Raw genomic sequence first — 24,643 nt, forward strand, 5'->3', positions numbered from 1 at the left:
TTGCCGGCCGGCGGATGTCGTCGCTGCTCGGGTCCGTGCCTCCTCCTGTTATTGAACCGTCACGGAGATCGCCGCGGACGTGGTGACATTGCCCACTGCGTCGGTGGCCCTGGCCGTCAGCGTGTGCTTGCCCTTGCTCACCAGCAGGGTGCTCCAGCCCACGCTGTAGGGCGCCGTGGTGTCCGTGCCGATGACGGTGCTCCCATCGTAGAACACCACCTGGGTCACGCCGCTGGTGTCGCTCGCAGTGGCTTGAATGGTCGTGCTCAGGAACACCGTCCCTCCGTTCTGCGGGGAGGTGATGGCCACGGCCGGGCCGGTGTTGTCCACGATGACGGTGCGGGAGGCACTCCGGACATTCCCGGCGGCGTCATAGGCCTTGATGGAGAGCGTGTGGCTGCCATCGGGCAATCCCGCAGTGTCCCAGCTCGCGTCGTAGGAGGTCGAGGTGACCGTCGCGAAGAGCGTCGGACCATCATAGAACTCGACCTTCGCGACGTACTGGTTGTCGCTGGCGGTGGCCGTCACCTGCACGGTTCCCCGGACGTACGTGGCCGTGGGAGAGGTGATCGACGCGGTCGGAGCGGTGTTGTCGACGAGCACCGTGAGCCCAGGGGAGGTCCCCGTGAGTCCAGCGCCATCGTAGGCCTTCGCCGTGAGCGTATGAGTCCCCTCCGCCACTCCCACGGTGTTCCAGTTCATGGTGTACGGCGCGCTGGTCGCGGTGCCGAGCAGCGTCTGCCCGTCATAGAACTCGACCTTGGCGATGGCCTGGTTGTCGCTGGCATTGGCAGACACCTGGAGAGTCCCCTGGACGTAGAAACCCGTGGGGGCGGTGAGCGAGACCTGCGGAGCGGTGTTGTCGATGATCACCGTGAGCCCAACGGAGGTCCCCGTGAGACCAACGCCATCGTAGGCCTTCGCCGTGAGCGTGTGAGCGCCCCCCACCACGCCCGCGGTATTCCAACTCACGGAGTACGGCGCGCTGGTCGCGGTGCCGAGCAGCGTCGGGCCATCATAGAACTCGACCTTCACGACGCCCCGGTTGTCGCTGGCGGTGGCCGACACCTGGACGGTGCCCTGGACGTAGGTGGCCGTGGGAAAGGTGAGTGATGCGGTCGGAGCGGTGTTGTCGACGACCACCGACACCCCCGCGGAGGTCCCCGTGAGGCCCACGCTGTCGTAGGCCTTCGCCGTGAGCGTGTGAGTGCCCTCCGTCACGCCGGCGGTATTCCAGCTCACGCTGTAGGGCGCGGACGTGTCCGTCCCCAGCAGCGTCTGGCCGTCATAGAACTCGACCTTCGTCACGCTGGTGTCGTCATCCGCCGTGGCCGCCACCGTCACCGTGCCGCGCAGCACGGCATTGCTGGCCGGTGAGGTGATCGCCGCCGTCGGGGGCGTCACGTCCGGCAACGGCGGGCCCACCGCGAACACCAGGTCGTCATGATCGTCGGCGGAGCCGGTGCTGCAGGCAGAGGGGCCGCTCCCGCCATACCGGAAACCGGCTCGCACCGCCTGCAGGCTCCCCGTGGGCAGGACGTACTGCGCCGAGAGGATCTGCGTGCCCGTCTGGCTCGCCCGGAGCGTGGTCAGGTACGTCCACACCGGCGCGGCGGCATCGCTCGCCGTGTAGAGGTCGAGCGAGTCGGCGGCGGTGCTGACGACCTCGACCCCGACGTCGATCCGGACGCGCTGGCCTTCCGCCAGGGGAACCCCATTCACGCCAGAGACCCTGAGCCAGCGAATCTGCTCGGTCTGGGAATACGAGCTCCCCGTTCCATCGGCACAGCCATCGAGCGTGTTCGGCTGGTGGAGCTCGGAGCCATACACATAGGCTCCGCGGCCCTGCAGGAGCGACTCGGAATCACAGACATTGGAGGACTGGGTGCACACGGGGACCTTCCACGTGGCGTCGTAGACGGCGGTGCCGGGCTGGGTCACGCTTACCGTGACCGCGGCGCTCGTGGTGGAGTTGCCCCCCTGGTCATAGGCCCTCGCGGTGAGGGTATGGCTGCCGTTGCGCACCGAGTGGCTGTCCCAGTTCACGACGTAGGGCGGCGAGGAGACGCTCGTGACGTAGGAGCCGTCGACGTAGAAGGCGACCATGTTCAGGGCACGGTCGTCGCTCGCGCTCGCCTGGAGGGAGACCACCCCCGCCACACTCGCGCCCTGCGCGGGCGAGGTGAGGGCCACCGTCGGAGGGATGAGGTCATTGTCCACGGTGAAGGAGCGCGTGGCCGAGACGCCCACGTTCCCGGCGGAGTCGTAGGCCTTGGCGACCAGAGTGTGTGCACCATTCGTGACGCTCCGGCTATTCCAGATGTAGCCGTACGACGGGCCGTAGGGAGTAGATCCCAGGGACGTTCCATCGAGGAAATACTCCACCCGGGACATGAGGTAGTCGTCGACGGCGTTCGCCGACAGGGAGACGGAACCGCTCACGGTGGCGCCCCCCGTGGGTGAGGTCACGGAGACCGTGGGCGGGGTGACGTCCTTGCTCACCGTCACGAGCACTCCAGGCGAGGTCCCCACGTTGTCATAGATGTCGTACGCCTTGGCTGTCAGCGTGTGGTCTCCATTCGCCACGGAGCTCGGGTTCCACGCGATCGCGTAGGGCGAGGTGGAGCTGGTGCCGGCCAGGGAGCCGTCCACGTAGAGCTCGACACGGGAGACCTGCGTGTCGTCGGTGGCACTGGCCTGGACCGTCACGGTCCCGCGCACCGTGGTGCCCGCCGAGGGCGAGGTGATCGACACCGTGGGCGCGGTGGTATCGCGAATAACGGTCACGTTCACCGGCGCGGAAACCTCCACGTTGCCCGATGCATCGTAGGCGCGGGTGCTCAGGGTGTACGGGCCGGTCGGCTCGGTGACGGTGTTCCAGCTCGCGCTATAGGGAGACGTGGAATCGGTGCCCACCAGGCGTGTCCCCGCATAGAACTCGACCCGCGCCACCTTGCTCGGGTTGCCGGCCGTGGCCGAGAGCGTCACCGTTCCCGCCACGGTCGCCCCCTCCGTGGGGCTGGTGAGGGGGGCGAGCAGCGAGGCGTGATCGTTGTTCACTGTCACCACCACGGGGCTCGAGGGGCCCGCGTTCCCGGCGGCGTCCCGGCCCATCGCGGTCAGGGAACGACTGCCATTGGGGGTGTTCCAGGTGTTCCAGCTCACGCTGTACGGCGGCGTGTCATCGGTCCCGATCAGGGTCGTTCCCTCGTAGAACTCCACGCTTGTCACGTCGTAGTCATCGCTCGCGGTGGCCGTCACCGTGGCAATCCCTGTCAGCACCGCGCCCGCGGCCGGAGAGGTGAGCTGCGCGGACGGCGGCGTGGTGTCCGGCTCCTGGGCGAGCGTGAAGACCAGGTCATCGTGGTCGTTTTCGCTGCCGGAGCTGCACGCGTTGGCGGTCGTGGTCTTGCGATAATTCGCGCGCACCGCCTGCACGCTTCCGGAGGGCAGCCGGTACTCCGCGGAGAGCGTCTGCGAGGCATTCACGCTCGGAGTGAGCGTGGTCAGGTACGTCCACGACGGGTGGGCCGCGTCACTCGTGTAGTACAGGTCCAGGTATTCCTGGGCCGGGTTGTAGGACCAGACGTTGACGTCAATGCGGACCCGCTTTCCGGCGGCCAGGTGCGTCCCGTCCGGCCGCGACACGCGGATCCGATCGATGGACAGCGTGGACGAGTGATAGGTCCCCGTGGTGCCGTCGGCGCACGCGTCCAGGGTGTTGGGAGTGTGGGGCTCGGAGGAGCCCTTTCCGTTGAGCTGCTTGCCCGAATCGCAGTAGTCGGACACCGTGGTGCAGGTCGGAGCCTTCAGGGTCGCATCGTACGCCGCACCGCCCTGGTTGCTCAGGTTGACGGTGACGGCGGCGCTCGTCGTCGAGTTGTATTGGGTATCGACGGCCTGGGCCGTCAGCGTATGGCTACCATTGGTCTCGATCGTCGAGTCCCACGTCGCGACGTAGGGCGCCGAGAGGCTTCTGCCGATCCAGTTTCCATCGACATAGAAATCCACCCAGTAGATCTGCCGGTTGTCATTCGCGGAGGCCTCGACGGAGACCTGGCCGCTCACGGTCGCTCCAGAGGCCGGCGAGGTGACGGCCACCGTCGGAGGCGTGTAGTCGTTGTCCACCACCACGTGCAGCGGCCCCGAGATGGTGGCATTGCCGGCCTCGTCATAGGCCTTCACGTAGAGCGACATGGTGCCGTTGGCATAATTTCCGCGGGTGCTCCAAGACACGCTGTAGGGGGCCGTCGAGCTGCTGCCCATGAGGCTGTAGGGGGAGGGCGGGTTCGTATAGTAGTACTCGACACGCACGCTCCCTCCCCGGTCATCACTGGCGCTGGCACTCATCTGTACGTACCCGTTCACCACCGCTCCCTCCGCGGGCGAGAGGAAGGACACCTGCGGCGGGACGATGTCGTTGTTGACGATGACGTCGACAGGGTCCGACGTGGTGTTGAGGCCCACGGCGTCGTAGGCCCGTGCCGTGAGGCGGTGGGTGCCATTGGGCAATCCCTTCGTGTTCCACTGCATGGAGAAGGGAGGCCGGGGGGCGCTGCCGACGAGGGTCGTGCCGTCATAGAACTCGACGCGCGCCACTCCGAAGTTGTCGCTCGCCGTCACTCCGACGGTGACGATGCCTTCCACCGTGGCGCCCGCTGCGGGAGAGGTGATCGCCACGGTGGGCGGAACACTGTCCGTCTCCTGACCCACCGCGAAGACCAGATCATCGTGGTCGGAGAGGGTCCCCGTGTTGCACGCCTGGGCACTTCCCTGGGTGCGGTACACACCGCGGATGGCCTGCAGGCCTCCCTGGGGGAGGAGGAAGGTGGTTGAGATGACCCGGTCGCGAGACCCTCCGGGATAGAGGGTCGCGAGGAACTTCCAGTCCGGGTTGCTCGCATCGGCGGCGGAGTAGAGATCCAGGTATTCCACTCCGTACTGGTGGCTGGCGCGGACCGTCGCCTGGAGCGTCACCTGCTTGCCCTCGGCGAACGCGGTGCCATCGGCCCGGATGACGGCCAGCCGCTGCAGCGCGGGGGCGGGGAGATCCGGCCGATCCGCCCCATCCGCGCAGCTGCCCCCCAGGGTGTTTGGGGCATGGAGCTCGGGACCGAGCGGTCCCCGTCCCTCGAGCAGCCACACCGAGTCACAGCGGTTGCCCACCGTCGCGCAGGCGGGTACCTGCCACTGCGCGTCGAAGGTCGCGTTGCCCGCGTTCTGGATGGACACGTCCACGGGCGCGCTCTGGGTCCAGCCGCAGCTGTCGTCGTACGCCCGGACGGTGACGGTGTTGGGGCCGTTGCTGGCGGTGGTGGTGTCCCAGGTCACCTCGTAGGGCGGCGACGTGTCCGTACCGAGCAGGTGCGAGCCGGCGTAGAACTCGACCTTCACGACGCCCACGTCGTCCGTGGCCGTGGCCGTGAGGGTCACCGTGCCGCTCAGCGCCGCGCCGGCCGCCGGTGCGGTGAGGGCAACCTGTGGTGGCTGGGTCGTCTCCAGCACCGGGCAGGGGGTGTACAACAGCCGGTTCGGCGCGCCCTGGGTGTCGGAGACCTTGTCCAGCGTCGCGCGGCCGATGAGCCTGTCGGCGACCTGCTCGGGCGTGGCGGTGGGGTTGCCTTCCAGGTAGAGCGCGGCCGCGCCGGCCACATGGGCGGCGGCCATGGAGCTGCCGGTGTACAGCCGGGTGACTTGATTGACGGGGTAGGAGGAGCCCGGCCAGGCTGACGTGATGTCCGTTCCCGGCGCGAAGAGATCCACGCAGCTGCCGAAGTTGGCGTACGGGTCCCGGCTGTCCGTGGATTTGGTCGCGCTGACCGTGATCGCGGCCGGTAGCTTCGCGGGCGAGCGGAAGCACGCATCCGTACCGTAGACGAAGGAGCCGCTCGTGGTGTCGCCCGAAGCGACGACGTAGGTGATGCCCGCGTTGATGGAGCGGGTGATGGCTTCCTCCAGGGAATCCATCTCGGCCCAGGCGGTCAGGCTCATGTTGGCCACCGCTGGCTTCACGTGGTTCGCCGTCACCCAGTCGATGCCCCGGATGGCATCGGAGACGTAACCCATGCCATCACAGCCCAGCACGCGCACCGCGTGGAGCTTCACCCCCTTGGCGACGCCATAGGTCTTGCCCCCGATGATTCCCGCCACATGGGTGCCGTGGCCATTGCAGTCCGGGTTGCCCTGACTCCAGCTGTAGCTGGCGACGTCGTATTCGAAGCGGGCGCGCCCCTCGAACTCGGCATGGGGCGTCCAGATGCCCGTGTCGAGCACGTAGACATGCACCCCACTGCCCGTCCGGTTGTAGGAGTAGCCCTGGTCCAACGGCAGAGCCCGCTGATCGATCCGATCCAGGTTCCACGGGGGCAACGCCTGCGTGCCGGCGGCCGTGATCAGTCCGTCCTCCTCGACGTAGCGGACACGGGGGTCCAGGCTCAGCCGCCGTGCGTTGGCCTCGGACATCGTCGCGACGAACCCCGGGAGGGCGTGCGAGTACACGTGCCCGACCTCCGCTCCATGGCGCGAGGCCAGCTCGGACGCCAGGCGTTGCGTCGGCGCCTGGCGCGCGGCCTGGTCGTCGAGGACGACGATGTAGCGCCCGGGGCGAGCCTTCTCGCTCTTCAACAACCGGGTGCCGGTGACGAACGCCTTGCCTCCCGGGCGTGAGAACAGCGGGGTCTCGGCGTCCGCCGTGCCGGAGGAGGTCCGCGAATCACAGGCCAGGAACGTGAGGCTCACGGCCACCAGGAGTGGAAAAATTCGCATAACCGTAATTGCGCGACGGGGGTGAAGATGGATCGCGCTACGGCTGAGACGCGCTCCTGCGGGCCGATGCCGCAGTGCGTCACTCCTGGGGAGTCCTACAGGACTCGTCAGTCACTCGGGCCTTCCCCGGCGCTACCGGCGCCGGCCACCGCCACCGCCCCGGAAGCCACCGCCGCCTCGGGCGCCACCGCCTCCCCGGTAGGAGCTCCCGCTGCTGCGGCTTCCTCCGCTCTGGTAGCTCCCGTAGTCACGCGTGCGCTGCGCGCCCTCTGAGCGGGCGCTGAAGTCGTGGTTGAGCTGGTCGCGGGTGGTGCCGCTCAACGCGGACTCTCCGCTCCTCGTGGGCCGGTCCGCGTTTCCCCAGGACCCGTTGTCGTACTTCTGCCAGCTCCCGCCCTCGTTGCGGTACACGTTGCCGTCGCGGCCGGCGTAGACGTCGCCGCTGCCCGTGCGTGCCACTCCCCCCGAGCCACCCGTTCCGCTGCGCGTGATGGCCTCGCCTCCGCCACTGGTGCGCGTGGTCCGCGTAGTGGCTCCGGTCGCGCGGTTGGTCACGCGGTTGGTGCTCGCCCACTGGTTGCCGCGCTGTACCTGGGTGCTGCCCCAGCTCCCGTAGATGTTCGAGCCCTGGCGCGTCTGGCCGAAGGTGCCGGTTCGCGGGTTGTACGCCTGGCCGGCGGCGCGCGAGCCGTAGGGCCCGTAGGCCGCGGCGCCGCGTGAGTAGGTGCCCGTCCTGGGGTTGTAGCGCGCCCCGACGCCGGCGCCGCCGTAGGGGCCATAGGCCACCGCGCCGCGGCCGTAGGCGCCTGTCCATGGGTTGTACGCAGCGCGGTAGCCGTACGTCGGGTAGTAGCCGAAGTAGCGCGGGTAGCCCATGTAGAAGCCGCCGAAGAAGGGCGGGTAGTACCAGCCGGTGCCCCAGACGGCACAACCCCACGCGACCATCACGCCCGTGTACATCGCCGCCGCGGCGAAGGTCACCCATTCGTCGGTGCTGTCCTCGACGGTCACGTAGGTGACGTTGTAGGCGGGCGAGCTGATCGGGATCTTGTAGATCTCCTCCGGCACCTTGCTGGCCACCGCCCAGGGGCCCGTCGGGCTGCCGCCCGTGAACCACACGCCCTCGTAGCAGAGGTAGTACGTGTCGCTGACCTTGAGGATGCTCTTGTCGGTGTTGACGGCGCGCTCGACCTGGGCCCCCTCGATCTTCTCGAACTGCGGCTCGCCCTGGTACTCGACGTCGGGCGCCTTCGCCTCCTTCTTGTTCACGCGCGCGGTCTGGGGGACCTGGGCCAGCAGCACCGCCTCCGCCGCCTGCTGGGTGCCGGGAATCGAGGCCAGCACCCGCGAGCGGGGGTGCTCGAGAGGGATCTTCTTGAAGTCGGCGGGCAGCTCCAGCGAGGCGAACTTCCAGGGGCCCTTGAAGTCGGGCGCCGAGAACCAGCGCCCCGCCACGAGGAAGTAGAGGGTGCCCGTCTTGCCCGTTCGGAACACGTCGCTCTCGGTGTTGCTGACCCAGAGCAGGGAAGTGCCGGAGACGGGTTGGTACTTCGGCTCGCCGCTGAGCAGGATCATCTCCGCGGGCTTCGTGCTCACGAACACCTGCGGCAGCTTGCTCGCGGAGAGCTTCTGGCCCGGCAGGGCGGCCTTCACGTCCTTCCAGTTCTCGTCATCCGGAAGCTTCTGGAAGCTCTCCGGCAGCTTGCCAGCGGCGGTCCACGGGCCCTTGATGTCCTGGGCCTGGAGCCAGCTCTTCTCGTTGCGCAGGTAATAGATCTTGGTCGGCTCGTGGAGGAAGAGGTCCCAGTTCGTGTTGACAGCGAACTTCAGATCGTTGTCCTTGATCGCGCTCCAGATCGGGTCGCCGTCGAGGTTCACCAGCACCGCCGGCTTCTTGCTGAAGAAGATCTCCGGCGGGTCCGCCTTCACGTCCGGCGTCTCCTTGGGAATGATCTGACTGCGGTCGATGCTGGCCAGCACGCGGTCGAGGCCGAGCACCCGGTCCTCCACCGGGAACGACTTTTCGATCTCGTCCACGATCTCCTTCATCTGCTCCTTGGACAGCGTCGGGAAGTGGGACTCCGTGATCTTGAAGTCGCGGAAGCTCACCAGCCGCTCTGGCACCGCCACCTCCGTGTCGGCCTCGACCTTCACGGTGCCCAGGGTCGGCTTCGTCGAGTCCTTGGCCTCGTACGACACGGCCGCGTAGGCGGCCATGTGCTTCTGGCCCTCCCAGCTCGCCACCTGCGGCTGGTAGACGACGATGCGCCCGCCCTTCGGTGTCGTGTAGGCCCGCGGCCAGCCGCCGTCCGGCGGAGTCGAGGACTCTTCGGGATTCGCGACCGGGGCGTCCTTGGGAGGCGGACTGGCCGCGGGCGTCTCCGGTGCGGCGGTCTTGTCCGTGGCCTGGAGCGGCGCGGCCAGGAGTGGCACGGGTGGCGACAGGATCAGCGACGCCGCGGTGACGATCGCCACCGTACCCCGTCGCGCGAAAGGATGGGTCTTCACACAATCCCCCTTGCCGTCATCAACGGCCGAACACGAACCCGAGCAGGAACGTGACCTCGGAATAGAGGAACCGCGAGCCGGGGTCGGCGTTCGGAACGCTCTCTGTGTAGAATCCGAAACGAGACGCCGCCGCTCAGGTGGGAGAGGTTCCAGTATGAGACGGCGGCGTGGGCCCTTGCGCTTCCCTGCGATGCCGAGAAATGAACGCCGAGGTGCCCGTGGTCCCCTTCGCGGCGAACCGATCGGAGTTCTGGGCCCTTTTCGCGGCTTGCGATTTAGTGAAGACCTTCTCTTGCCATGCCGGGGGCACCATGTCTGCTTCGCCGTACGAGCTCGTCATCTCCAACGGACTCTTCTTCGACGGGTGTGGCAGCCCGCCTCGTGTGCGGCACCTGGGCATCCGCGAGGGCAGGGTGGCGGCCATCAGTGAATCACCGCTGCCCGCCGGGCCGGACACGCGCGTCATCGACGCGACGGAGCGCTGGGTGATGCCCGGCTTCATCGACCTGCACACCCACTACGACGCAGAGGTGGAGCTGGCTCCGTCGCTCTCCGAGTCCGTGCGCCACGGCGTGACCTCGGTGATGGTGGGCAGCTGCTCGCTGAGTCTCGCGGTGGGCACCCCCGAGGACCTTGCCGACCAGTTCTGCCGGGTGGAGGCCATCCCCTACGACACGGTGCGCTCGCTGCTCGAGCGCAAGAAGGATTGGGAGACGCTCGGCGAGTACCTCACGCACCTGGACGGGCTGCCGCTGGGCCCCAATGTGGGCTCCTTCGTGGGCCACTCCGCCCTCCGGGCGCACGTGATGGGAATGGAGCGCAGCCTGGATGCCCGGGTGAAGCCATCCCCGGAGGAGATGGACCGGATGGATGCCCTGCTGCGCGAGGGGCTCGACGAGGGCTACGCCGGCTTCTCCATCATGACGCTGGGGTGGGACAAGATTGGCGGTAATCGCCCCATCCGCAGCCGTCCTCTGCCCTCCACCTTCGCGAGCTGGTCCGAGTACCGCCGCTTCACGCGCATCCTCCGCGAGCGCGGCCGGGTCTTCCAGGGCGTGCCCAACATCACCACCAAGGTGAACGTGCTCCTCTTCCTCTGGGAGAGCATGGGGCTGCTGCGCAAGCCGCTGAAGACGACGGTCATCTCCATGATGGACACCCGCGCCAACCGGGGCGTGCACTGGCAGATCGGGCTGCTGTCTCGCTTCTTCAACCGGATGCTGAAGGCGGACTTCCGCTGGCAGGCGCTACCGGACCTCTTCGACCTGTGGTCGGACGGCATCGACCTGGTGGTCTTCGAGGAGTTCGGCGCGGGAGCGGCGGCGCTGCACCTGCAGGACGCGGCGGAGCGCAAGCGCCTGCTGGAGGACCCGGAGTACCGGGCGTGGTTCAAGCGGCAGTGGAAGAGCCGGTTGCTGCCCAAGGTGTTTCACCGGGATTTCAACCAGTCGCGGGTGCTGAAGGCGCCGGACGCGTCGTTGGTGGGGCGCTCGTTCGCGGACATTGCCCGCGAGCGGGGACAGAACGTGGTGGACACCTTCCTGGACCTGGTGGCGAGGTACGGCCCGGAGCTGCGCTGGTACACGGTGATGGCCAATGACAGACCGCGCGAGCTGGAGTCCATCGTGAGTCACCCGGACGTGCTCATCGGCTTCTCGGACGCGGGCGCGCACTTGCGCAACATGGCTCACTACAACTTCCCGTTGCGGATGCTGCGGCTGGTGCGCGAGGCAGAGAAGCGCGGCGAGCCGGTGATGCCCATGGAGCACGCGGTGCACCGGCTTACGGGAGAGATCGCGGACTGGCTGGGGCTGGACGCGGGGACGCTCGCGCCGGGCCGCAGGGCCGACGTGGTGGTGCTGGACCCGGAGCGGCTCGGCGCCGGGCTGGACGAGCCCCGGGAGGCCTCGATGGAGGGCTTCGATGGCTTCGTGCGGCTGGTGAACCAGAACGGTGGCGCCGTGGAGACCGTGCTCATCAACGGGCGGCTCGCGGTGCACGGCGGCGCGACCACGGCCGAACTGGGCCGGGAGCGCGGCTTCGGGCGCGTGCTGCGCGTGGGCACCGGGTCCGCCCAGGCCCCCCAGTGGATACACGAGTCCTCTTCTCAGGACCCCTTGTCGAGCAGGGTGCTGCGATAGACCGTGAGGTTCCCGGAGGGGGGAGCCGCGAACGTGAGCCACGGGCGGGGCGGCAGTGACAGATCGACGCAGCAGACGCGAATCGGTCTCGTGCGCGCGATGGGCTCGAGGTCGTCCAGAATCTTCTCCAGTCGCGCGCCACTGAATGGGCAGTACAAGAAGAAGATCGACCCGATGGTGATGCAACCGGTGAGCACCGTCGCATCGCCCTGGATTGGCGAAAAGCGCAACGCGTTCAAGCGCGTTGTGAGGTCACGTGAGGCGTGGACGAGCGCGGGCTGAATCTCGATGCCAATCGCCGCGGCCCCGGTCAAGAGGTGCACCAGCGCGGCAGCCCGCCCCGTGCCCGAGCCAACGTCGACGAACACGTCGGAAGCCTGCACTGCCGCGCACTCCACCATTCGAAGAAGGGCATCGACAGGACAGGGCAGGTAGGGAACGCAGCCTCGCGGAAGCTCGGGGCCATCGTCAGGTAACGAGTCGAGCCCCAGGACCCGATCGAGCCAGGCATCGCGCTCGGTGGGCGGAACACTCATGAGGGCCGTGCGGAACACAGCCGGGGTGGCCTGAGCGTTCGAGAGCAGGGAACGAATCCACTCGGCGCTCTCGCGGTGCGTTTCTTCCACGGGCTCCAACGTACCGGACGTCTGGCATGACGTCGAGCCCTGGGCTCTCCACAGCCCGCGACGTGGTGACAGCGGTGCTCGTCCGGATGCCCGCGGCGCGCTGCGCGGTGGCCGCTGGCACGCTTGCCCTCCCCCCCAGCCTGCAAGCGCTTGGTTCATCGGGGCCGCTCGGGGCTTTTTGCCACCTGGACGAATTCAATTCCTGGGATGCAGCAGTGCGCGGTCCCATCCCCGGAGCCGCAACTGGCAGAACCCACAGAAATCGGTCGCGTTCTCGTGGTAGCCCATCAAGCAATTGCTCATGTTCGCGTCGTGGGCGTGAGGGTCCGGATCCCTGACGATGCCGCCCGGCGCGTGGCAGAGAAACAGTCCGTGTCCAATCTCGTGAGCCGCCGTGGTCTCATCGCTACGTGCGAAGACCACGTAGAGGAGCTTGGAGCCGTCCAGTCCCGAGAGGGGTTGCGCGTAGGCCATGGGTCCCTCCTCATCCTCGTCCATTTTGTAGAGCGCCGAGAACGAGAACACGTAGATGCCGGCGGCACCGGTGAGCGTGCGCTCGGCAAATTGGGCGAGGAGCCGCTTCGCCCAACTCCGGCAGCTCTCCTTGTAGAGGTCGTCGAAGAATTTCTTGTCCAGCTCACTGCTCTTCAAGAGGCTGTCGCCCTTGCTACATGCCTGACCATCCGCGGCGTCCGAGGTCGGTCCGAAATACTGCTCGGCCCAGAGCAGTGCCGCATCCAGGCCCCCTTTTTTCTCCTGGATGTTCTCCCAGAACGCTTGAGGCGTGATGAACTCCAGGGCGTGCTTGCCGTTTCTCCACGTCTCCGTGTCAGCGATGGCGAGCCGGATGATCGGACTCTGCTCGGCGAGCTGGAGGATGGTGTCGTGATAGCCGTCGAGTTCGGCGGACGCGCGCTCCTCCTGTGTATTGACGTGGATGAACGCGCGGTTGAGCCGCGAGCGAATGGCGGTGAGCTCCGTTGCCCAGGTCGCGCGGAGGTTCAGGAGCTGGTTCTTCACCTTGCTGACGTCAGTGACAGAAGGATAGATCTCACAGAACCTGGTCCCTTTGTATTTGTCCTTGGCGTCCTGCGTCGCGAGCGCATTCCAAGCCTCCGTCAGCTCGGGATCTTCCATATCTTCGACGAACTGAGCGCGCTCATCACGGAACCCATTGAGTTTGAGCTGAAGAGCCTCTTCTTCGGGCGCGAGCTGCAGCCTCTCGACGATGTCGATCTGCTTCCAGATCTGGAGAATGCCCGTCTGCCCCTTGCTGGTGGACTCGATGGCTTCCGCAGTGTCCATCCGGCGGGCACCATCCCCATCGGGCGAATAGTGGAAGTGCACGGCTAGTTTGTAGGCATCCCCCGCCATGCGGGAGGGCTGGAAATATACTCCCGCCTTGCCCGAAGCGAGCACCTTGCTGAATGCGGCCCAGTGGCGGGTTTCTGGATATGAAACGTCGTAGTGGCCTGGGTTCTCCCCGGAGCGGGGGACCGCGGCGAGGAGGAGCCGCTGGTCCGAGCCGCGCTTGCCTCCAAAGTCCACATGGCAGTTGATGCCCGCGGGGGTCGTGGGCTTGAAGCTCTTGTAGTGTTGAAGGTACGTGCGGATGACCTGTGCGTCGCTCACTCCCTCGAGCTCGTCAGGCGCATCCTGCCCGGCGTCCGCAACGTCCCAGAGGAGCGGGGTACCCCGGGTTCCCTCGGGGGAACTGATCGCCTCGCCCTTCGAGTCCTCGATGAGGAGCTCGGCCGTGAGCGGGAGTGTCGGCCCCTGGTCCCACATGGCGGCATGTCGCTCGAATGAGCAGTCCGCGCCGTGCCACACCATCGACTCCCCGTTGGCGACGCCTCGGAACTCGTCTCGGGTCTGGGCGAACACGTTGCCTGGCAGGAGCACCCTTGCGAGCTTGTCGGGATTGCCGAGGACAGTTTCATCAATTGTCTCCAGCACTGCCTTCTCCTTCGCGGAGACGGTGATGTCCTTCGCGAGATGCAGTGCGAGCCGTTTCACCACGACGTCGAGGTAGATCCACGCGCAGGAGACCGTGGCATCAGCATCATCGGCGGGGGTGATCGACAGCTCGAGCCGGTAGGGGGCCCGGCACACATTCGGCCACCCATCGCCGCCCTTCAGGAGCTCGTTCAGGGGGAGGGTTCCCTCGTCCCCCTCCAGGGCGAGGTCGCGCGACCAGAGTGGAAGGGTGGGCTCGGTCGTGCGCTCATAGAGCGCCAGCGTGGCCGATCGGATGGCGCTGACGTTCGAGAAGCTGAAGTGGATGACGTCAGTATTCGCGGCGCCCGGCGCGAAGCGGTAGCGGCCGGCGGCGTTCGCCGCGAGCTCACCATGTTCGGCTGTGAATGGCGCGCTCTTGGGATGGGGGTGCAGCCACAGATCGACGATGGAGCACTTGCGGGACCTGACGCACTCATCCGCAGAGAGGTCCCTGGAGGGAGGCGAGGCGATCTTGAAGTCACTGTACCCGATGCTGGGGGGATAGCTCATTGAATGCTCGGCTCCATGCTTGTACCCCACGTCGCGTCATCCCGCGCATACCGGACTTCGGCCCATTCCTCCTGGGTTGTGCGCGCGACCATCTCGCTGAAGCGCCACTCGGCGGACCTGCCGCCCTCCGAGAGCCTCGCGCGAATGTGCTCGTGTTCGTCGAAGTTGGGGGCGTGCTGGAACATGAGGATGATGAACTGGGCGAGCTTCCGCTCATCCCGGAGCCCATGCCCCAGGGCTCGCGCCAGCCCGACGAGCACGCGGCGCTCGAGGTCCGCATCAGAGAGGGCACCGAGCAGTCCGGAGTAATGGGTGCGCAGGTACGTCGCGAGCCAGCGGGCAAACACCTCATCCCGCATGGACTGGAACGCCGCCATCTGCTCCTTGCGGATCCTCAGCATTCTCTCCTCACCGCTTGCCGGATGGAGCGGAACGGACACGGCCGCACGGTCATGACTCGAGGGAGTATAGAAGAAATGAAACGGCAGGATAGGCTCCGCCGCTGAGTGCAGAGGAATGTAGGGGGGCGTCGCCATGGCACACGGCCCCTCCCGTGATGTGACCCCGGTGCCGGAGGAACCCAGAATGACTGCAAACCGTTGGTTGGGACTGGCCGCGCTGACCGTGCTGTTCGCCTCGAGTGCCCTGGCGCAGGCGCCGAGCGCGGTGGGGCGCTGGACCACCATCGATGACGAGACGAAGAAGCCGAAGTCCGTCATCATCATCTACGAGGAGGGCGGCAAGCTGTTCGGGAAGATCGAGAAGCTCTTCCGCGAGCCCAACGAGGAGCAGAACCCGGTCTGCGACAAGTGCGAGGGGGCGTTGAAGAACCAGCCCATCGTCGGGATGGTCATCCTGCGCGACCTCCAGAAGGACGACGATGAGTGGTCGGGAGGGACGATCCTCGATCCGGCCAATGGCAAGACATACAAGTGCAAGATCTCCGTCGAGGACGGGGGCAAGAAGCTGAAGGTGCGCGGCTACATCGGCCTGTCCCTCATCGGGCGCACCCAGCACTGGGTGCGCGCCGAGTAGAGGGGACCGCCGGCCGCGCTTGCCGTCCGGCGGTGGCTGCCTGAGCTGGAGACTGGCCCGCCCCTTCCAATGAGAAGGGGCGGGCGGTCCGCGTGTCAGCCCTCCGCGGGCTGCGAGAGCTCCGCCTGCGCGGACTCGCGGCACTCCCACTCCGAGCCGTCCGCGGAATCCTGCGTCACGGTGGCGGACTCCTCCTCCTCCGTGGAGGTGACTCCCGGCGCGCAGCTGCTGGACGGGTCGTAATCGAGCCACTTACCGCAGGTGACGACTTGGAAGCTCCAGGGGATGGCACAGCGGTCGCTGCACGGGGTGGTGTCCGTGCACGCATCGTCGCAGTCCAGCGGCAGGGCCAGCGCGGACAGGGGCATGAGGGTGAGGACAGCGGCACTGGCGAGCAGCGACTTCGTGAAGGACTTCATGGACGCCTCCAGTTGTGTATGGGGGGGACTGGACCGCGGGCGCCATGGTAGGGCCGCGGCGAGGGCCCGTCGATACCGGACTGGCGCCGCAGTCGGCCCCGCGCTGAACCGCTCGTCAAGTCGAGGTGGCCGTCGGCTTGGGCTTGAGCTGGTGCAGCAACAGGGAGTTGCCTTCCGAGTCCAGGCACACCGCCATCCGGCAGACCGGACTGTGGATGATGTCGCTCTTGAAGGTGACGCCCTTGGCCTTGAGGTCCGCGACCAGGCGGTCCAGGTCTTCCACCTCGAAGGCGATGGTTCCCCCGGCCGCATCGCTGGGCTTGTCCGGGATGAAGTTGGTCAGGGCCAGGCAACCGCCGCCGGGCAGATCGTACTCCACCCAATACTGTTCGCCCCGGTTGCCCATGGAGCCCCGCGTGAGCCCGAGCGTTTCTTCATAGAACCTGCGCGCGCGGTGCACGTCCGACACCGGGTACATCGTGAAAGCGACTTTCTTGAACATGGGACATCCTCCTTCCGGTTGGGAGCATAGGAGGAATGGAGGGCTCTCCGGTTGCGCGTCGCACGAGCCGACGTAGAGTCGACGATTCACCCTGGGTGAACACATGCGCTCACGTTCGATACCTCCGTTCTGCTTACTGGCACTCCTGGTGGCACTGGCCGCCTGCTCCGACTCCAACGATGGCGACGACCCTGGCAGTGACAACGCGAAGGTCGACCGGATCGTCGTCACCCCGGAGCAGTCCTTCCTGTGGACGGGGGAGCAGTTCACGCTGGCCGCGTTCGCCTATGACAGGGACGGCGCGCTGCTGAAGAACGTGACGTTCACCTGGTCCGGCACCGACTCCAAGGTGGCGAGCGTCGAGGACGGGCACGTCCGGGCCGCCTCCAGTGGCGTGTCGCTGGTGACGGCGTCCGCCGGAGGTGTCACGAGCTCGCCGGTGGTGATGATGGTCGTCGACGCGCCGGAGAGCATGTCCACCTCCGACGAGTACATCGCCCAGGCCGCCGAGTTGGGGCTGCTCACACCGGCCGAGGTGCTCACCTACCGCGTCTATGCTGCGTTCTCCGACCCGCGCCTGCCAGTCCAGTACAAGGGCCGGGCGAGTGGCGGCTTCGACACCGATGCGCTCCAGGACATCATCGACCAGTACGACACGCTGCCCGCCGAGACGAAGGCCGCGCTCGACCCGTACCTCGTGCCGCCCGCGGACGGTGCGAGCTGGCTCGCGCCTCCCGGCGGTGGAGGCCAGGGGCTCGGCAATGGCCGCCCCACCTGCAAGGCCAGCACGGACGGGTGGGACTTCGTCAACTCCACGCAGGCCAAGGTCAACGTCTGGTACCAGTTCACCGTCCCCGGCCAGAAGGAGAAGGCCGCCCTCGTGTCGGAGGCCATCGAGAAGGACATCTGGCCGAAGCTCATCGACGTGCTCGGCTTCCCCGAGCCTCTTCCGGACACGGGCGGCGGCTGCTCGCTCAACAGCCCGAAGCTCGACGTGTTCCTCGTGCGCAACGTCGACTTCCGCGGCCTCACCGTCCCCGAGTTCGGCGCGCCCTACCAGTCCTCCGTGTTCATCATGGTGAACGAGTCGCTGCCTCCCGACGAGCTCAAGGCCTCCGCCGCGCACGAGCTGATGCACGCCATCCACTGGGCGTACCGGACGAAGTCCTTCCAGATGAGCTACGGGTGGATTCGCGACGCGGTCGCCAACTGGGCCATCGACGCCGTGTACGGCAAGTCCATCCAGCTCGAGCAGGACTTCGCGAACTGCTACCTGAGCACGCCCGACCTTCCGCTCCAGGACCGCTCCAAGGGCCACTGCACCGGAAGCAATGCCGGCGCGGAGCGCGACTATGGCGCCTACCTCTGGTTCCAGTACGTGGCCAACACGCTGGGCCCCTCGACGGTGAAGAGCATCCTCTCCGCGACGCAGTCCGTGGACACCGGCGTGGAGGCCATCGACAACGTGGTGCCCGGCGGCTTCCAGAAGCACTGGCCCCTCTTCGGGAAGATGCTCTGGAACCAGGCGCCGGTGGACTCGAAGCCCGCGTCCTTCTCGACGTGGGACTCACTGAAGGAGCCGGTGAAGAGCGTGGACGCACACGGGGACCTGGCGGGCGCGGCGGAGAAGAAGGAGGAGCTGGAGTCGGAGCTGAAGAACCTCTCGCACCGGGTGTACTACTTCGACTTCAAGGACCCGGCGACGCGCTCGGTGCTCTTCTACAACGGCTTCTTCGAGCCGAAGAAGGCGGGCAAGCACCTCAAGGTGCAGGCGATGTGGATGGACGGCGCGGGCACATGGCAGGAGGAGGACTGGTCCGACTACGAGTTCGTCGGGCTCTGCCGCGACATCAAGGATCAGCGCGCGCAGCACCTGGTCATCATCCTGAGCAACGCGGAGACCGAGCCGGGCGGCAGTGTGACGGCCACTCGCGCGCCGTACCTGAAGCGCAACAACATCGGCTGCTGGAAGATTCAGGGTACGGCGACCGTCGTGGAGAAACAGGCGGGCTGGACGGGGCTGGGCCGCAAGGGTGTCTCCACGGTGAGCTACGAGGTGGACGCCTCGGGGGCGGCGCTCAATTTCAAGAGCCCGCTCTTCCCCGACACGCTCCGGGTGGGAGCGAACCTGCTCATGTCCCCGAGCGGCTCCTTCTCCTTCGAGGTGAGCTACGGCGACAGCCCCTGCTCGTACAGCTTCGGCCCCGCCAACTTCGTGATTGCCCCCCTCTCCGGCTTCCTGAAGACGAATCCCTTCCCTGAGCTGCACAGCCCGGACGACGCGGTGACAGGGTGGTTGAAGCAGTCGGGGCGCGCGTACGTCGGCGGGCTGGTGGACAACTCGAGCGTCTCCGAGGTGGTCACCGGCAAGGACTGCCAGAGTCCCCATTTCAGCGTCACCGGAGGACTCCTCGTCACCAACGACGTGAACAATGAGGTGGACGTGAATCCACCCACGGTCCTGCCTGATGGGCGCTTCGTGAAGTCCTTCTCCGCCTCGGGCTTCACCTTCGACTGGAGCTTCACACCCCAGGCGCAGCCTTGACGGTACCGCGGGTGTCAACCCGCGGAGGGAGCGCGAAGAGCAGCGTCACCATCGCATACCAACCCAGGACGGGCCCTGCCCCCGCGCCCATCACGGGCACCGGGAAGTTGCCCAGGAAGGTCACTCCCAGGGTGGTGGTGAAGTAGAGCGTGACGCTCAGGCCGAATCCTGGGGGGGCGGTGCTTGTCCGCCGGAGCGAGAGGATCAGCGGGACGAACACGAGGGCTCCCGCGACCCCCGCTGCCAGTGTCCAGAGCACCCCCCGGGAGAACGCGAGCACGAGCACGCGCTCGACGTGGTCGACCGCGAGCAACGGGTCCGCGCGTGTCCAGCTGCCCGCGGCGAGCATGAGGAAGACCCCTGCCAGGGCGAGGCCCGTGCCGCGCCGCACGAGCGTTCCGCTCCAGAGCAGGGGAAGCAGGCCCAGGGCGAGCGCGGTGGCCTGGGCGGCATCGGGTTGCGCGAGGTGGATGAGCTGGGCGCCCAGGGCGAGCGCGAGACTGTTCGCCCGGGCCCGCTCGCTCGACGACGCCAGTCCGCCGAGGACCCACGGCAGAAACGCCGCCGAGGCATGGAGGCGAATGGGCCCGAGGGAGAGCCAGCGATGCACGTGTTCGATCCCGGGGAACACCAGCGTCGCCAGGAGCGCCAGGAAGGCCAGCCAGGGCAGCCACCGGAGTACCCGTGCTCGCAATTCCAGACTGGCGCGCATGAGCGCCAGCGAGGTGGCACCGCCCAGGAGCAGGGCGAGCAGGTTGAGCGCGAACACCCGGATGGGAACCGACAGGGTGTCCGCCACGGCAGCCCCCAGGACGATCGCCGGGAGGGGCGCGAGAAGGAGCCAGGTGCGAGCGGCTGTCATGCCGGCTCCTCTACACGGGGTCGCCCGGGGAGTGCCAGGCCATCCCCAGCAGGGGAACCGAGAGGCCCCCGTCCATTTCCGGGGGGCCGGGGGGCACCGGCCCATCACACGGTGGTCGTCTCAGGGTTCGACGGATTGCGGCGGACGGCTCTGGTCCTTGCCGACGGGCAGGTAGCACTTGCCCTGGTACTCGGCCTGGGTCTCGGCGCACGGAGGCTTCTGCTCGAGCGCTACCCAGCAACCCCCGTTGATTTCGACCTGACCGGCCTTGGTTCTGCAAGGTGCCTTCGCCTGGTTGCGAAAAGGCTCCTTGGGCAGCGGATAGTTGATGCTCGTCGTCTGTGAGTCCTCCGCGTTGATCCAATCCGGAGCATTGGCCTGGGAGGGCCCCCGGAAATCCACGCTGGCAGGGGAGGGGTCCAGGTGTTTGGGCCCGCTCGCCCCATGAATCCAGACGCCCAGCGCGAGCGCGAGTACGGCGAAGCCCGCGACAGCACCAGGGAGCCACCGCGCCTGTTGACGCACGCGCCCTCGCGCGAGGTGGGCCTGCACCTGGGGGTTGTCCTCTACGAGCTCGACCGCCGCGGTCATCAGCGTGAGGATGTTCACCAGCTCTGGCACCGAGAGCGGGGTGGGCGCCTGCTCCACCGCCAGTGTCACGGAAGGCGGCTCTTGCTGGCAGGAGAGCCGCATCCGCCATGGGCCCTCGGGTTTCCATCCCGTGCGCTCATCGGGGAACAGCGTCAGGGTCGCTCTCCCGGTGTGGGCATCCCGCGTTTCGTGGAGGCATCCCAGCTCGGGGCCCACCTCTTCGTATCTCCTGCCGAGCTGGAGCGGCTCCAGCCCTTCGTCCTTCCCGTCCTTCTCGTTCGCCACGTGCTGTCCCTTCATGGATGCGCGATTCACGCCCGCCCAGGGGAACGGATTTGACTCCACGAGTCAAGCCGGTCAGCGGGTCCTGTTGGGTTCTCCCTGGGGACTTGATCGTCCGGGAGATGGGCCTTGCCATGGACTCGCGGGCTTGCCCACAGAATGGCCCGGGAAGCTTCATGCTCGCCGAGCCGTTCGAATCCTTTGACACCTTCTCAGAGAAGCGAAGCCCTCATGAAAGTCGCACCTGAGCGATGCGGACATCCACTACCCGACCGAAGCGCCAACGCCCCTGACCCGAAGAGTCTGATGACCCCCTCCGCTTGGGCTTGGGAGTGTGAACCCGCCTCCACAGCCAGTATTAGCTTTCGATGGCGACCGGCACCCCCAACTCGGTTGCCACTGGCGTGTAGAGATCGACCTCTGTCTCGTCGGTCTCGATGGAAACGACGAGTGAGTACCTGACGGACGTGGGCTTCTCTTCTTTGCGCGCATCTGCCTTCCAACCGCCTACCGGGAAGACAGCCAGAACACTGCGGGATGCAAGAGCCGCTGCCGACCCGTTCCACACGTCCGAGTGGATGGAGCCCCGATTACGACGGACCCCGAGTTCCCACCCGGGGTCTGTCCCAGTACTCCCCGTGTAACCTTCGTCCTGCATCGCCTTGCTGAGCCTTGCACGAAAGGCAGCATCATTTTCAACGGGACGGCGAACCGAAAACCGGAGTCCATGAGACTGGTAGCGGAACCGTCCCATCCAGCCTCGTTGCGCCGGATTCGGTTCGATAAAGTACGATAGCGTGACCCGAAGCCGGACATCGGCGGCTCCGAGATGCTGCAACTCCTCAACTGGCCACGGGAACTCGTGAATTCGCATCTGCGCCCGCGATTTGCTCACTGCAAAAGGACGAAGCTCGTCCTCAATGACGAGGGTCAGAGCATTACGCGCACTCCACCGGGCTCGTGCAAGATTTGGTACGCCGTAGCCATAGAGCCGGACGCGCTCATCCTTGTTGTCGGTTCGACTCAACATCGCAGGTGTCCAGCGGGCTGAGTGAACAAGGAGGGCACGAATCGTTTCTGGCCTGAGATTGGGGTACTCGGCCCAGAGTTGGGCCGCCATGCGAGCAGCTTGAGCGGTCGCCGCGCTCGTGGCGTTGGTCCACGTGAACAGTCGACCCCGGTTCATCCGGTCGGTCGTGAGCAGCGAAAGACTGGGAATCGAGTCGTCCGGCGGAAGCATGCCTCCGGGGCTGAGTGCGACATTTCCTCCCTCAAGGACGAGGTCGGGCTTGTTCGGCCAGCCTTTGTCGAAGGCGATGGACGAAGTGCTCGTTGGAGAGATGTCACCACGCGGAGCAATCGGCAACCACCCGGAAAGCGTAGGTTCCGCGATGATGTCCCTCTCTGTGTACGCACCGATGGTTAGCGCGTTCCACGCCTGAGCTGGATCAAGCGGCTTCCCTGTCATGACGCCTTCAGGGTATTGCGGATACCAGTCCGGGTCGGCGTTGCCAGCACAGATGCAGTAGAGCCGCTGCCGCTCATCGCCCACACCCGCGGCGAGTCGATCAATCGCCGCCGACCACGAAGAGGGGCGGCCCGTAGTCCGCCCGTGACTCGTCGAAACCGACATCGAGAACACGCGGAGCCGCTCCGGAGCAGCCATCTCGACCTGACCGGCCGCATCAGCGGTGATCGCACCGTAAAGCTCCGGGGGGTTCTTGGCCGGCGGGGGTGGAAGGATTTTCACCGACTCGAGGCCCACTTCGAGGGAGAAACGCTCTTTCGAAACTAGCGCGACAATCAGGTCACCGTGCCCCGCGAGGCCTGCCATTTCGGTGCCGTGGCCGGCGTGATCGTCGAAGCCCCAACTCTTCAGATAGGCGAACATGTTCGCGGACGGGAGCAGGGGAGTGAGGAGTGGATGGTTATTCGCTACTCCGGTATCGAGCACACACACCACGGGTGCGTCTGGTGCTGGTGGTTCAAGGCGGGACGCCAGATCCTGGGCCCACTCGCCTTGCTCACGCGGAGGCATCTCCACGAACTCTGTCGGCGGCGTGCGCGCTGGCCTGAGCTCAGCGAGCGCGTCCAAGATGGCAAAAGACGAGAGTTGGGTTGCTGTTCCTGACACAAGCACGACCCGCCGGTCGGGAAACTCGAGAGAGCGCTGTCCAACAACCAGTCCACGTTGCATGCACAGCGAGCGAAAGGAGGTGAGCACCTCCGCCGATGGGTCACGGAGCCAGGCTTCCCAAGCAATGGGTTGGGCGGGTGATGGGAACGGGGTATCCGGGTCGGTCCAGAGTTCCTGAAGAGCTGCGAGCTGAAAAGAGGAGATCGAAGCGACAAGCGCCTCGTTTTTCGGCTTTCCGCTACGGGTGTTCTTACCGAGGAAATCCCGCAGCTTCTCTTCGAGTACCCGGAAGCCACCTTGGGGAACAAAGAGCTGTGCGACTGTCGCACCCTCGACCTCTCGCACGGCCAGAACCCGAGGGCCATCAGGACGTCGACTGTCGAGCGACTCGATGGGCAGTTCGATACCAGGCTCGCCGCGGACTGTGATCGAGACACCCGGGACATCGACTCCTCCACCGCGCTCCTTGAGCCCGCGCTTGAAGGCAGATTCGTACTCACGGAGCAGACGCTGACCGTGAACAGCACGATCTCTCAACGGATGAATACGCGTGTGCGGCACGGAACGCGGCGAAACGTAATCGAACGATCTGCCGGTTCCTTCGACGAGCAGGTGCCGCAGCGTTTCCGGTTTCTCTTCGGCCATCCTTTTCCCGTTGTCGACCTACTTCATCGCGGCGAATTCCCGCTGTTCACGGAGCGCATCGAGGAGCGCCTCGGTAGAGATCTCTCGCGTACCAGCAAGAACGGCTTGTTTTGCCGCATCATCACACGCTCGCGCCAGATGCGCATGGCTCAACCCACGAGCGGCGGGACGAATCCGCGTCCACTTGAGACCATCCGTATCGAAGGGGGCAAGCCGATTCCTCATCGTGTCTTCTACTTGTGCCTGGGAAGGCAGCGAGAACTCGATGACATCGTCAAAGCGACGGAAGAGAGCACGGTCAAGCATCTGAGGATGATTGGTGGCGGCGAGAACGACACTGTTCGATTCGTCCTGCTCAAGGAGTTGCAGGAACGAATTCACCACCCGCCGGATCTCACCGACATCGTTCCCGGCAGTGCGCTGCCCGCCGATCGCATCGAACTCATCGAACAGGTAGACCCCACGGGTTGCCCGTATCGCATCGAAGACGAGCTTCAACTTCGCGGCCGTCTCCCCCAGAAACTTCGTCACGAGGGACTCGAACACGACCTTGAAGAGAGGGAGGTGGAGTTCGCCTGCGATGACAGTTGCACACAATGTCTTGCCCGTTCCCGGAGGGCCGACGAGTAGCACTCTATGCCGTGGGCTCAGCCCATGAGACCGGAGTTGCTCCGCTTGCCGCTGCTCGTGCAGGAGTCGGTCGAGACGGCGCCGAAGCTCGGGCGCGACCACAAGCTCATTCAGGGTCGCCTTCGGGTATGATGCGGCCAGGAGTCCACCAAGCTCGCCGCGGGGCTGTGCGAGTGGGACAGGCCGCTTGACCCGGTCTTCCTTCGCGCGGTCGATGAGCTCGCGTAGCTCCCCAGCCAGCCGGACGTGGCCCTGCCTAGCCTCAAGAGCGGCGACTTGCATGGCAACCGCCAGGAAACGGGGCTCGTCTCCCTCTGTGTGGCTCTCGATGAGTGCTTTGACTTGCTCGGCAGTAGCCATGGTGTTCCTTTGTACCACTCTACGGTAGCTCTCTGACGATGCCTAATTCTGGCCACCACTCCCGCAGTTTCGCTCCCCCTCCTCCTG

14 protein-coding genes are annotated in these 24,643 nt (G+C 66.3%); 3 read left to right on the forward strand and 11 right to left on the reverse strand.

The annotated features are described in order from the left end of the window. Positions 1–48: 48 nt before the first annotated feature. Together DAT35_RS61065 and DAT35_RS30445 are read right to left on the reverse strand one after the other, a co-directional pair. Positions 49–6,738, reverse strand: coding sequence for an Ig-like domain-containing protein (locus DAT35_RS61065; protein WP_233261806.1), 6,690 nt, complete (start codon positions 6,736–6,738; stop codon positions 49–51). 159 nt (positions 6,739–6,897) lie between these two features. After that, complete coding sequence (locus tag DAT35_RS30445; protein WP_146209953.1) at positions 6,898–9,273, reverse strand: hypothetical protein; 2,376 nt, start codon at positions 9,271–9,273, stop codon at positions 6,898–6,900. Positions 9,274–9,584: 311 nt separating this feature from the next. Here DAT35_RS30445 and DAT35_RS30450 point away from each other — a divergent pair, with 311 nt between their 5' ends. Beyond that, complete coding sequence (locus DAT35_RS30450) at positions 9,585–11,414, forward strand: amidohydrolase family protein (RefSeq protein WP_108071597.1); 1,830 nt, start codon at positions 9,585–9,587, stop codon at positions 11,412–11,414. On the opposite strand, the gene DAT35_RS30455 is transcribed toward DAT35_RS30450, so the two are convergent. The 3 genes from DAT35_RS30455 to DAT35_RS30465 all read right to left on the reverse strand — a co-directional run bounded on the left by DAT35_RS30455 (position 11,381) and on the right by DAT35_RS30465 (position 14,949). Next, entirely contained in the window at positions 11,381–12,049 is a 669-nt protein-coding gene (locus DAT35_RS30455) for a class I SAM-dependent methyltransferase (RefSeq protein WP_146209954.1), read from the reverse strand. The genes DAT35_RS30450 and DAT35_RS30455 overlap by 34 nt on opposite strands. 186 nt (positions 12,050–12,235) lie before the next feature. Further along, positions 12,236–14,548, reverse strand: a complete 2,313-nt coding sequence (locus DAT35_RS30460) for a hypothetical protein (protein ID WP_108071486.1) — start codon at positions 14,546–14,548, stop codon at positions 12,236–12,238. Next, positions 14,545–14,949 (reverse strand): hypothetical protein, encoded by a 405-nt coding sequence (locus tag DAT35_RS30465; protein WP_108071488.1) that lies wholly within the window; start codon positions 14,947–14,949, stop codon positions 14,545–14,547. The genes DAT35_RS30460 and DAT35_RS30465 overlap by 4 nt, the downstream gene beginning before the upstream one ends. A gap of 184 nt (positions 14,950–15,133) precedes the next feature. Between DAT35_RS30465 and DAT35_RS30470 the strand changes: the two genes are divergently transcribed. Further along, positions 15,134–15,583: a DUF2147 domain-containing protein gene (locus DAT35_RS30470; protein WP_108071490.1), complete on the forward strand. Its 450-nt coding sequence runs from the start codon at positions 15,134–15,136 to the stop codon at positions 15,581–15,583. Between the two features lie 95 nt (positions 15,584–15,678). Here DAT35_RS30470 and DAT35_RS30475 read toward each other — a convergent pair whose 3' ends face one another. Both DAT35_RS30475 and DAT35_RS30480 read right to left on the reverse strand, forming a co-directional pair. Next, positions 15,679–16,002, reverse strand: coding sequence for a hypothetical protein (locus DAT35_RS30475; protein WP_108071492.1), 324 nt, complete (start codon positions 16,000–16,002; stop codon positions 15,679–15,681). 115 nt (positions 16,003–16,117) lie between these two features. Beyond that, positions 16,118–16,504: a VOC family protein gene (locus tag DAT35_RS30480; protein ID WP_108071494.1), complete on the reverse strand. Its 387-nt coding sequence runs from the start codon at positions 16,502–16,504 to the stop codon at positions 16,118–16,120. A gap of 148 nt (positions 16,505–16,652) precedes the next feature. Between DAT35_RS30480 and DAT35_RS30485 the strand changes: the two genes are divergently transcribed. After that, on the forward strand, positions 16,653–19,049 hold the full coding sequence (locus DAT35_RS30485) for a hypothetical protein (RefSeq protein WP_108071496.1): 2,397 nt from the start codon (positions 16,653–16,655) through the stop codon (positions 19,047–19,049). Here DAT35_RS30485 and DAT35_RS30490 read toward each other — a convergent pair. The 4 genes from DAT35_RS30490 to DAT35_RS30505 form a co-directional block, all read right to left on the reverse strand. Next, positions 19,027–19,911, reverse strand: a complete 885-nt coding sequence (locus DAT35_RS30490; protein WP_108071498.1) for a hypothetical protein — start codon at positions 19,909–19,911, stop codon at positions 19,027–19,029. The genes DAT35_RS30485 and DAT35_RS30490 overlap by 23 nt on opposite strands. A 120-nt stretch (positions 19,912–20,031) precedes the next feature. After that, positions 20,032–20,802 (reverse strand): hypothetical protein, encoded by a 771-nt coding sequence (locus DAT35_RS30495; protein WP_233261807.1) that lies wholly within the window; start codon positions 20,800–20,802, stop codon positions 20,032–20,034. A 340-nt stretch (positions 20,803–21,142) separates the two neighbouring features. Continuing rightward, the gene (locus tag DAT35_RS30500) at positions 21,143–23,566 is read right to left on the reverse strand and encodes a S8 family peptidase (RefSeq protein WP_108071500.1); all 2,424 of its coding nucleotides are present in this window, start codon (positions 23,564–23,566) and stop codon (positions 21,143–21,145) included. A gap of 18 nt (positions 23,567–23,584) precedes the next feature. Continuing rightward, positions 23,585–24,556 (reverse strand): AAA family ATPase, encoded by a 972-nt coding sequence (locus DAT35_RS30505; RefSeq protein ID WP_108071502.1) that lies wholly within the window; start codon positions 24,554–24,556, stop codon positions 23,585–23,587. Positions 24,557–24,643: the final 87 nt, after the last annotated feature.

Origin of the sequence: Vitiosangium sp. GDMCC 1.1324, from assembly GCF_003044305.1 — a bacterium.
In the GTDB taxonomy this organism is placed as follows: domain Bacteria; phylum Myxococcota; class Myxococcia; order Myxococcales; family Myxococcaceae; genus Archangium.